The 3,359-nt window shown below is 62.5% G+C and carries 3 protein-coding genes; all 3 read right to left on the bottom strand.

Annotated features, from left to right (window positions below; all coding sequences use genetic code 11):
* Nucleotides 1-264 precede the first annotated feature (264 nt).
* Nucleotides 265-2,388 (bottom strand): polyribonucleotide nucleotidyltransferase, encoded by a 2,124-nt coding sequence (locus tag RDM88_RS12315; protein WP_308755119.1) that lies wholly within the window; start codon nucleotides 2,386-2,388, stop codon nucleotides 265-267.
* A gap of 186 nt (nucleotides 2,389-2,574) precedes the next feature.
* Nucleotides 2,575-2,841: a 30S ribosomal protein S15 gene (rpsO, locus tag RDM88_RS12310; RefSeq protein WP_101552729.1), complete on the bottom strand. Its 267-nt coding sequence runs from the start codon at nucleotides 2,839-2,841 to the stop codon at nucleotides 2,575-2,577.
* A 163-nt stretch (nucleotides 2,842-3,004) separates the two neighbouring features.
* Nucleotides 3,005-3,359 (bottom strand): riboflavin kinase (locus RDM88_RS12305; RefSeq protein ID WP_308755118.1); only part of this gene is annotated, 355 nt, incomplete at its 5' end.

Genomic DNA, 3,359 nt, shown 5'->3' with positions numbered 1-3,359 from the left:
GGTCAAGGGGGTCTCCCCTTGCGGCTTCTTTCCCCTATTTCTTGTCCGTACAAGAGCGCGGCCGCAGCCGCCGATCGAGGCCAACCGCCCGTAGGGCGGCTCTTAGGCCGAGACAATAGGGTCGCTGTCGGTCGACTACCGACAGGCCCTCCGGCCTCTGGGCGGAATATCTAAAACCGCCGCCGGCAAACCCAGCCGCCCAATGGGCGGAAACCCAAAGAAAGAGGCGCCCCACCCGGGGCGCCTCTAAAAACTGCTGTCCTTTTACTGCTGCTTCGCGGCGTTCTTTTTGGCCTCCATGGCGATGAGCGCGTCGCGGCGGGAGAGGTTGATGCGGCCCTGCTGGTCGATCTCCGTGACCTTGACGATGACCTCGTCGCCGGGGGCGACAACATCCTCGACCTTCTCGACGCGGCCCATATCGAGCTTGGAGATGTGCACAAGGCCCTCCTTGCCGGGGGCGAGCTCGACAAACGCGCCGAAGTTCATGAGGCGGGTGACCTTGCCCTTGTAGATCGCGCCGACCTCGGGGTCGTTGACGATCGTCTCGATGATCGAGACGGCGCGGCGGATGCCGTCCGCGTCGACCGAGGAGACCACGACGGTGCCGTCGTCGTCGATGTCGATCTTGACGCCGCAGTCGGCGGAGATCTTCTGGATGACCTTGCCGCCCGAGCCGATGACCTCGCGGATCTTGTCGGGATTGATGTGGATGGACTTTACCTTGGGCGCGTACTTGGAGAGCTCCTCACGCGGCGCGGGGATGGCCGGCAGCATGATGTCGTTGAGGATATACATGCGCGCCTGGTAGGTCTTTTCGAACGCCTCTTTGATCATGTCGTAGTTGAGGCCCTTGATCTTGAGGTCCATCTGGATGGCGGTGATGCCCTTTTCGGTGCCGCCGACCTTGAAGTCCATGTCGCCGAAGAAATCCTCAAGCCCCTGGATGTCGACCATCGTCATCCAGCGGTCGCCCTCGGTGATCAGCCCGCAGGAGATACCCGCGACCGGGCGCTTGATCGGCACGCCCGCGTCCATCAGCGCCAGCGTGGAGCCGCAGATGGAACCCTGGGAGGTGGAGCCGTTGGAGGAGAGCACCTCGGAGACGAGGCGGATCGTGTAGGGGAACTCCTCGAGCGAGGGGATCATCGGCTCGAGGGCGCGCTCGGCAAGCGCGCCGTGGCCGATTTCGCGGCGGCCGGGGCCGCGGCTGGGTTTCGTCTCGCCCGTCGAATAGGAGGGGAAGTTGTAGTGGTGGATATAGCGCTTCTGGTCCTGGTCGTCGATGCCGTCGAGCTTCTGGGCCTCGCTGACGGTGCCGAGCGTGCAGATGGTCAGCACCTGGGTCTGGCCGCGGGTGAACATGCCGGAGCCGTGGACGCGGGGCAGCAGGCCGACTTCGGCGGCCAGCGGGCGGATCTCATCCATTCCCCGGCCGTCGACGCGCTTCTGCTCGTCGAGCAGCCAGCGGCGGACGACGAATTTCTGGAGCTGGTAGAACGCCTCGTCGATCTGGGCGGCGTTGGACTTCTCCTCGTCGTCGAATTTCTCGTGGACGCGCTCCTCGACGGGGGCGAGGCGCTCGTCGCGCACGCTCTTGTCGTCGGTGTCGAGCGCGGCGCGCACGTCCTCGATCGCGAACTCCTTGACCGCCTCGAAGAGGTCGGCGGGGACCTTGACCGACTCGAAGGCAAACTTCGGCTTGCCGATCTCGGCCTGGATCTCCTTGATCTTGCGGACCATCTTTTTGATCTCGGTGTGGCCCTTGATGATCGCGTCGAGCATGACGTCGTTGCCGACCTCGTTGGCGCCCGCCTCGATCATGCAGATGACGTCCTCGTCCGCCGCGACGGTCAGCTGCAGGTCGCTCTTCGCGCGCTGCTCAGCGGTCGGGCAGACGACGACCTCGCCGTCGACGAGTCCGACGTTGACGCCGGCGATCGGTCCGTTCCAGGGGATATCGGAGATGGACAGCGCGAGCGAAACGCCGCACATGCCCGCGATCTCGGGCGGACAGTCGGCGTCGACCGACATGACGGTCATGACGACCGAGCAGTCGTTGCGCATGTCCTTGGGGAAGAGCGGGCGGATGGGGCGGTCGACGAGGCGGGAGTTGAGGATCGCCTTGTCGGAGGGGCGCGCCTCGCGCTTGATGAAGGAGCCGGGGATCTTGCCGACCGAGTAGAGCTTCTCCTCGAAGTCGACCGACAGCGGGAAGAAGTCGATGCCCTCGCGGGGCTTCTTGGAGGCGGTGACGTTGCAGAGCACGACCGTCTCGCCCCAGCGCACGAGGATCGACGCGTTGGAGAGGCAGCACATCTTGCCCGTTTCAAAGGTCATCTTTTTGCCGCCGTATTCGATTTCGTATACCTTGTAGTTTTCAAACATTGCAGTTCCTCCGTAATCAAAATATTTTATCTCACGGAGCTGCGTACTTTTTAGCAAGTATTTCAGCGTTCGAGGGCGCCTCGAGCGCTCAAGTAACTGCTAAAAGGACGCCCACAGCTCCGTAAAATTCTTCTGGATGATGCATCGAAAGGCAGGCGGACGCTCCGCCTGCCTTTCGTTTATGGCTTACTTGCGCAGGCCCAGCTTGGCGATCAGCGCGCGGTAGCGGTTGATGTCCTTCTTGGCCAGATAGTTGAGCAGGTTTCTCCGCTGGCCGATCATCTTAAAGAGGCCGCGGCGGGAATGATGGTCCTTCTTGTGGGTCTTCAGATGCTCGGTGAGGTCGGCGATCCTCTTGGTGAGGATGGCAACCTGGACTTCCGGCGAACCGGTGTCGCCCTCGTGGGTGGCGTTCTGGAGAATGACTTCCTGTTTTTCTTCCTTGCGGATCATGTTGGGAATCACCTTTCATGTTAAATTTGCCTTGATCTCAGGGACAGGCGGGTGACATCCCGTTCGGCTCTTCGCCCGGGCGTAAAACCCTGTCTCCGTGAAAAAGGTCACATCAATTGTTAATTGTAGCATAGTGTTGACCGAAAGTAAAGGGATCATGCCTTTATTTTCCGTTTTTTTCGGCGATATACCGCTCCGCGACGGGCAGGGAGGCCGCCGCGTCCGCCTGGATCTGGCGCTTCAGCTCCTCGACCGAGGGAAACTTCCGCTCCCCCCGCAGAAACCGAAGCAGCCGCACCTCGACCGCCTGCCCGTAGAGGTCGCCCGAGAAGCCGATGATGTAGGTCTCCGAGTTGACGGCGGAGGCGTTCTCCACCGTGGGGCGCAGTCCGATGTTGGTGACCGCCGGGCGCAGCGTCCCGTCCACCCGCGCCGCCGCCGCGTAGACCCCGTGGCGCAGCCGCACGAAGTCGGCGGGAAACCGCTGGTTGATCGTGGGGGAGTCGATCGTGCGGCCG

The organism is uncultured Anaerotruncus sp. (assembly GCF_902490045.1).
Taxonomy (GTDB): Bacteria; Bacillota; Clostridia; order Oscillospirales; family Ruminococcaceae; genus Anaerotruncus.
The sequence above is the reverse complement of the archived record's forward strand: the minus strand, read 5'-3'. Positions and strand labels throughout refer to the sequence as shown.